We start from the raw sequence: 6,118 nt of genomic DNA, 5'->3' as shown, positions 1-6,118 counted from the left end.
CCCCGGGTGAGTGCTAGCGTGCCCTGACGGCGAGGCCATGATCGGGCTTCCTTCTCCTTCACTCTCTGACGCTAGTCCCTTCGCTCTCCTCGCCGCCAACCTTCCGTGAAGCGGGGCGCTGCCGACGCAGCGCCCCGCGAGCAATGCTCAAGACCTGTGGATCGGTGTCGGGGAGGCGCGCGAAGGGCGTACCTTCCCGAATGATCTTGTGATGGTCATCGAGTAGGCCGACGTTGGCGCGTCGGTCGGGAAGGCACGCCCATGGTCACCGTAGTGAATGACGACGGCTCCACGCGAGACGGCTCCTTGATCGACGAGATCGTCCGCGAGGGCGCTCGGCGGATGCTGGCCGCCGCGTTGGAAGCGGAAGTCAACGGGTACATAGCCGAGTTGGCCGATCAGCGGAGCGGCGACGGTCGGCGTCTGGTTGTGCGCAACGGCTACCACCAGCCGCGGAAGGTCACCACAGTTGCCGGGGCGGTCGAGGTCAGGGCCCCGCGAGTGAACGACCGCCGCGTCGACGAGTCCACCGGCGAGCGCAAGCGGTTCTCTTCTGCGATCCTGCCGCCGTGGTGCCGGAAGTCCCCGAAGATCAGCGAGGTGCTGCCGCTGCTCTATCTGCACGGCCTGTCGTCTGGGGACTTCGTGCCCGCTCTGGAGCAGTTCCTTGGCTCACCGGCCGTCTGTCGCCCGCGACGGTGACGCGGCTGACCGCGCAGTGGCAGGCGGACCACACCGCGTTCCAGGACCGTGACCTGTCTGCCACGGACTACGTCTACGTCTGGGCGGACGGCGTCCACCTGCGGATACGACTGGAGGAGGCGAAGGCCACGGTGCTGGTGCTGATAGGTGTGCGCGCGGACGGCACGAAGGAACTGATCGCGATGACGGACGGCTACCGCGAGTCGTCCGAGGCGTGGGCGGGCCTGCTGCGAGACTGCGCCCGCCGGGGCATGCGCGCCCCGGTTCTGGCCGTCGGCGACGGTGCGCTCGGCTTCTGGAACGCGCTGAAGGAGGTATTCCCCGACACCCGTCATCAAAGGGGCTGGGTCCACAAAACCGCAAATGTGCTCGACGCCCTCCCGAAATCCGCCCAGCCCGCGGCCAAGCGCGCAGTCCAGGAGATCTACAACGCCGAGGACAAGGAGCACGCGGAAAGAGCCGTCCGCACCTTCGAGCGGGTCTACGGGGCGAAGTACCCCAAGGTCGTCAAGCGGATCACGGATGATGAGAACGAACTGCTGGCGTTCTTCGACTTCCCCGCCGAGCACTGGATCCACCTGCGGACAACCAACCCGATCGAGTCGACCTTCGCCACCGTGCGACTGCGGACCAAGGTCACCAAGGGCGCGGGCAGTCGGACCGCCGCGCTCGCTATGGTCTTCAAGCTCATCGAGTCCGCCCAGGCCCGCTAGCGGGCCGTGAACGCACCCCACCTGGTCGCCCTCGTCCGCGCCGGAGCGCGCTTCGAACGCGGTCACCTCATCGAGCGCTCGGCGCTGGCAGCATGACACGGGCAGGAAGGGATTCCGCGATGGCAGGACACAGCCGGCAGGTCTTGCTCGACCTCCTCCGGTGGAACGGCCAGGTCGACGACTTGATCGCAGCGGCCCGCGTCATTCCGGAGGGCGAGCTCCCCGCGGTGGTGTTTGACCGCTCGATTGCGCAGGCCGCTCTGCGCAGGGTGCTCAGTGGAGAAGCACTCCCCGGTGACCTCACCGCGTGGACTCAGGAACTGCACATGCGCGAGGACGTCGACGTCGAGCCGGGACACGAGGACCTGCTGACCCAGTTCTTGTTCGAGATGTCGACACCCGAGCTCTTCGAGCCGATCACCCGCAAACTCTGCAGCCGGTGGCTGGACGCGCTACGCGCAACCGCGTAACCGCCTCACAGCCCGTCATCCACAGGTATTGACAATTACTCGCGCCCCGCCCGCATTGCCGTACTTCCCCGACGCCAGGTCTCAGCGCCCCCGCAGCAGCTCGGCCCCGAAGCGAAGTTGTCGCCGTCAAGAACGCATGCCGCGCGCCGTCGGGCTGACGTCGGAGCGGCTCGCGGAAGCAGTGAAGGCCAGGCCAGAAGCTCAGACCAGGTCAGTAGAAGTTCGGGCCATACGGGCTCTGGCCTCGAAGGAACGGCTTGAGGTCGTCGGGGCGGGGTTCTGGGATAGTGGGGAGCCGGAGCCGCTGAGCCGTCAGCTGGAGCTGAGCTACGTGCCGTGTGGCCCAGTCGATCCATGCGTCGGCCTGGGCCTTTTCCGGCCCCGGTGGGAGGGATCCGGCATGCGCGTGGGCCGCCTTGAGGTATTCACCCAGGTGGTTCGCACGGCGCCAGGCGGCCTCCTGCGACTCCAACTCCCTGATTCGGTAAGCCTCGGCGTACTCCTCACGGGCCTGCGCCATCGCGGCTTCCCAGCGAAGGCGCTTTTGCCGTTCCGCCTCCAGGTCGGCAAGGCGTCTGCGTTCGGCCGCCTCTCCACGCAGCCCGATCTCCTGCACGATTTCGGGGAGCTGCTCCTCCAGGAGGCGCTCTGCCCTGTCGGCCCACTCGGACGCGCGGTGCGGCTGACCGCCGCTGAGGACCAAGCGCAGCCGCTCGGAGGGCGTGTAGTCGAACCGGGGGATCTTTACCCAGGAGTATTTCTTCGCCTCGGCCAGCTCCTTCTCGGTCGCAATGTGCTCGGCGCGGTCCTGTTCTTGGACGACGAGGAAGTCGACGCTTTGCCCCTGGGCGGTGACCGTGAAGTGGGATCGAGAGCTGCGGCGGCGGTGCGGGGGCGGTGCTGCATCCACCACACCGGCTGCGCAGGTATGGCCGTCGCGTTCGACCGCCGTCAGGAGAGCGTGCACGAGCCGCAGCGCGCGCCCCTGGACGGATCTCGTCAAAGCAAGCGGTTGAGATGCCTTCTGCATGGCCTGGACCACTTTGTGCGGGCGTGTGAGCCGGGACGGGACAGCCACCGGTTCCAGGACCGCCAGCCGCCATGCCGGGGTGTCGACAAGCTTGATCTCGTAGCCGTCACGACACCAGCCCCCACACAGTTCCTTCGTCTTCGGGATCCGTCCGGACCTGCGCGCGGTGGCCACGCGGGCAGGCCACCCGTCGGAGTCCCGCCCCGTCCGCACGATCCTGCCACCCGATGCTTCAAGTTCCTCCAGCAGCTGCTCGGTGAAGGACTTGCGTGGTTGGCGCAGCATCCGAGGCAGCAGCGAGGCAGCAGAGGGGCCGACCTCTGTCGACGCCTTGACAGGCGGCAACCGAGGCGTGGCCAGGCTCCTTGTCGGAGCCGGGGTGGCTGGGTAGGTGCCGTGGGCCAAGTAGTGGCTGCCGGAATCTGTCAGCACCGCGCTCCAACGACCGCCACGTCGGGAGACCCTGACCAGTCCTCTGTTCTGCAGCGCCTGGCAGCTGGCCTTATAGCCGCTGGAGTCCCAGACCCCCTCGGGGCAGCCCTTGCCGACCCACTCCAGCACCGCAAGCTGCCGCTCATTGAGGAGCTTCTTCATCGGCTGCCTTCCATCAACGAACAGATGCCTGCTCGAAAGCCTGCCCCGTAGGTACCCGGCCGGGCTGGCCATCGCGGAGGATCAACCCGAAGTGGTACTGACCCTCAGCGGGCTCCGCATCTCGCTGTCCGGGCTGCCCACACCGTGCACTCTGACCCTCGCCGGAACGTCAGCCACCACCGGTGCCACAGTCGGCGGTTACCACACCAACCCAGGCGGCCTGAAGCTGGGCGGCAGCGGCGATCTCCACACCTGGAACACCAACTGCGGCACCCGGTTCAGCTCGGCGACGCGGCCACGCTCACCGGAGACTTCACCGTCAACCCGAACTCGCTGACGTTCACCGCCTCCTGAACGCCCCCCGCACCGGGAAGCGGACAACCCCGCGGCGGCAAAACGTCCGTCCAAGTCGCCTGGCCTCCGCCAGGCCCATGGCGGCGCTCTGGTACACGGTCGGCAACGGCAGGCTGGGCACCCCGGGCTCCTCCACGGCTTCGGTCACCTGCGCGACAGCGCACCATGCGGCACGGTCGCGGCCTCCTGGCCGGTCCGCGACGGCTCCCGCTTCAGGGGATGTCGCCCTCCCACAGCCAGACCCACGGCCGCGCGAGCGCGGGCCCGTAGCACGCCTTCCCTCCGGCCCCGTACCGCCCGATCTCCGTGACCAGCACGCCGCCTTCGTCACGGTCGGCTTCCGGGATACCGGTGACGTCCAGGAGCAGTCCGTCCAGCGGCCCGCCGGACAGCTCCACGTACTCGTGCCCGTCCCTCGGGCCGGGATCGGGGTCGTCGTGGTCGGCGCCGTACACCCGCCGCTGCATCCACCTCGCGTCCATGACCGATCACCCTGCCACCCACCACCGACAGCCACCTGCACAGACTCCACGGGCCGGCCGGTGACCGGCGGTTCCCCGGTCAGCACGGAGCCCGGCCCGCCCACGCCAGGGTGACGGTCCCGCCCACGGGCACGCGCACCATGTAGACCACCATCCATGATCACCTTCCTGCGCCTTCCCCGCCGCGGCGCCGTCGCGGCCACCCTCACCACCGCCCTGGCCGCCGCCGCGGCCCTCCTCTCCCCCGCCACCGCGAGCGCCGCCGGTCCCGGCGCGGCGCGCACCGCCGGGCAGACCAACACCCTTCCTGTGCGCGACGCTCTCGCACAGCTGCCGGTCACCGCGGAAGACCGCACCGGCTACCAGCGCACCGCCTTCCGCCACTGGATCGACGCCGACAAGGACGGCTGCGACACCCGCAAGGAAGTCCTCAAGGCCGAGGCGCTCGTCGCCCCGGAGCAGGGCCCGGGCTGCGCCCTGACCGGCGGAGAGTGGTATAGCCCGTACGACGACACCTACTTCAACGACGCCAGCCGGCTCGACATCGACCACCTCGTGCCGCTCGCCGAAGCCTGGGACTCAGGAGCATCCTCGTGGACCGCCACGGAGCGGCAGGCGTACGCCAACGACCTCGGGGACGCCCGCGACCTGATCGCGGTGTCCGCCAAGTCCAACAGGAGCAAAGCCGACCAGGACCCCTCCACCTGGCTGCCGCCCGCGGCCGGGTACCGCTGCACCTACGTCACCGACTGGATCGCGGACAAGACCCGCTGGGGCCTGAGCATCGACCCCGTCGAGCAGGCCGCGCTCGAGCAGAACCTCGCCGCCTGCCCCGACTCCCCCATCACCGTCACCACCGCCCGCTGACACCCGCCCGGGGGGTGCGCCCGGTCGGGGGTGCGCCCCGCCCGCCGGCCGCGAGCCAATCCAGGACCGCCCTGGACGCGAGGCAACGCCCAGCTGCAGGCGGGTGGCCAGCGCCGCGCCACGGGACAGTGCTGCAGGGACCAGTCAGGAAACGGGCTCACCGCCAGCAGGCCGTACCGAGCGGCGCAGCAGTTGGCAGGTACTCCGCGGGCCGCAGACCACCACCGGGTTCGGTGTCAGGGCGCGTTGCGCGCACCGGCCCGGCGGCTCGTGGAAGGGCTCCGCGGCGAAGCGGACCGTGGAGGAGGCCAGATCCTCACCGGCCTCCTCCACGGTCGCGTTGCCGTGGCTTACCTCGTAGCCGGTCTCCGTGACCGGTTCGAGGAGGTTCTCACTCAGCCAGCCGCCGGACAGGTCACCGCAGAACGCTCCGGTGCGCTGCCCGCGCACGAAGACCGCGTCGATGCGGTCGACCGCAGCGGCCCACAAGGCTTTCGGCTCCTCGTCGAGCCAGGGGCCTTCGTCCAGGAGGAACGTCACGAACGCCCACTCCGGGAGCAGTTGCCGCACCACGTGGTGCACGGCCCGGGCCGGTTCCTCCCCCTCGGGCCCGGCGGCGTCCACCGCCGCTGCGACCCGCTGCGCGGCGAACAACTGCAACGCTCCGTAGACGGCCCCGTCGTCCGGGAACAGCCCCCGCACCTGCTCCGGGTTGACCTCCAGCGTTTCCGCGAGCACCTCCACGGTCGCGTTGCCCCCCTCGGCCTCGATCCCGACGGCAGCCACCAGCACAGCCTCACGCCCCACGGTCATGGCAGACATGCTGCCACCCCCGGTCAGCCCCGCCCGGGCAGCCGACACCGCGGCGGCGGTGGGCTCCGACCTGGCTGTCGTGACCTTCCCCGA

At 69.6% G+C, this 6,118-nt stretch carries 5 protein-coding genes and 1 pseudogene; 3 read left to right on the top strand and 3 right to left on the bottom strand.

Annotated elements, in window-relative coordinates; genetic code table 11:
- Positions 1-261: 261 nt before the first annotated feature.
- Positions 262-1,511 (top strand): annotated as a pseudogene (locus ACH4SE_RS34880) (IS256 family transposase).
- Between the two features lie 23 nt (positions 1,512-1,534).
- Positions 1,535-1,885, top strand: coding sequence for a hypothetical protein (locus ACH4SE_RS34875; protein WP_398547590.1), 351 nt, complete (start codon positions 1,535-1,537; stop codon positions 1,883-1,885).
- A gap of 211 nt (positions 1,886-2,096) precedes the next feature.
- Here the strand turns inward: ACH4SE_RS34875 and ACH4SE_RS34870 are convergent, their stop codons facing one another.
- Complete coding sequence (locus ACH4SE_RS34870) at positions 2,097-3,509, bottom strand: hypothetical protein (protein WP_398547589.1); 1,413 nt, start codon at positions 3,507-3,509, stop codon at positions 2,097-2,099.
- Between the two features lie 566 nt (positions 3,510-4,075).
- The gene (locus ACH4SE_RS34865; protein ID WP_398547588.1) at positions 4,076-4,345 is read right to left on the bottom strand and encodes a hypothetical protein; all 270 of its coding nucleotides are present in this window, start codon (positions 4,343-4,345) and stop codon (positions 4,076-4,078) included.
- A gap of 156 nt (positions 4,346-4,501) precedes the next feature.
- On the opposite strand from ACH4SE_RS34865, the gene ACH4SE_RS34860 reads away from it, so the two are divergent.
- Positions 4,502-5,212 (top strand): HNH endonuclease family protein, encoded by a 711-nt coding sequence (locus tag ACH4SE_RS34860; protein WP_398547587.1) that lies wholly within the window; start codon positions 4,502-4,504, stop codon positions 5,210-5,212.
- Between the two features lie 144 nt (positions 5,213-5,356).
- On the opposite strand, the gene ACH4SE_RS34855 is transcribed toward ACH4SE_RS34860, so the two are convergent.
- A complete protein-coding gene (locus ACH4SE_RS34855) occupies positions 5,357-6,025 on the bottom strand; it encodes a hypothetical protein (protein ID WP_398547586.1) in 669 nt (222 codons plus the stop codon).
- Positions 6,026-6,118 lie beyond the last annotated feature (93 nt).

Source organism: Streptomyces sp. NPDC020983, assembly GCF_044333485.1.
GTDB lineage: Bacteria > Actinomycetota > Actinomycetes > Streptomycetales > Streptomycetaceae > Actinacidiphila.
Note: the sequence above shows the minus strand (reverse complement) of the source record. Positions and strands in the feature narration are given on the sequence as shown.

Bases quoted from the DNA above. Each gene is read 5' to 3' on its own strand.
- ACH4SE_RS34870 (WP_398547589.1), bottom strand. From the start codon at position 3,509: ATGAAGAAGCTCCTCAATGAGCGGCAGCTTGCGGTGCTGGAGTGGGTC.
- ACH4SE_RS34860 (WP_398547587.1), top strand. From the start codon at position 4,502: ATGATCACCTTCCTGCGCCTTCCCCGCCGCGGCGCCGTCGCGGCCACC.
- ACH4SE_RS34865 (WP_398547588.1), bottom strand. From the start codon at position 4,345: ATGGACGCGAGGTGGATGCAGCGGCGGGTGTACGGCGCCGACCACGAC.
- ACH4SE_RS34855 (WP_398547586.1), bottom strand. From the start codon at position 6,025: ATGACCGTGGGGCGTGAGGCTGTGCTGGTGGCTGCCGTCGGGATCGAG.
- ACH4SE_RS34875 (WP_398547590.1), top strand. From the start codon at position 1,535: ATGGCAGGACACAGCCGGCAGGTCTTGCTCGACCTCCTCCGGTGGAAC.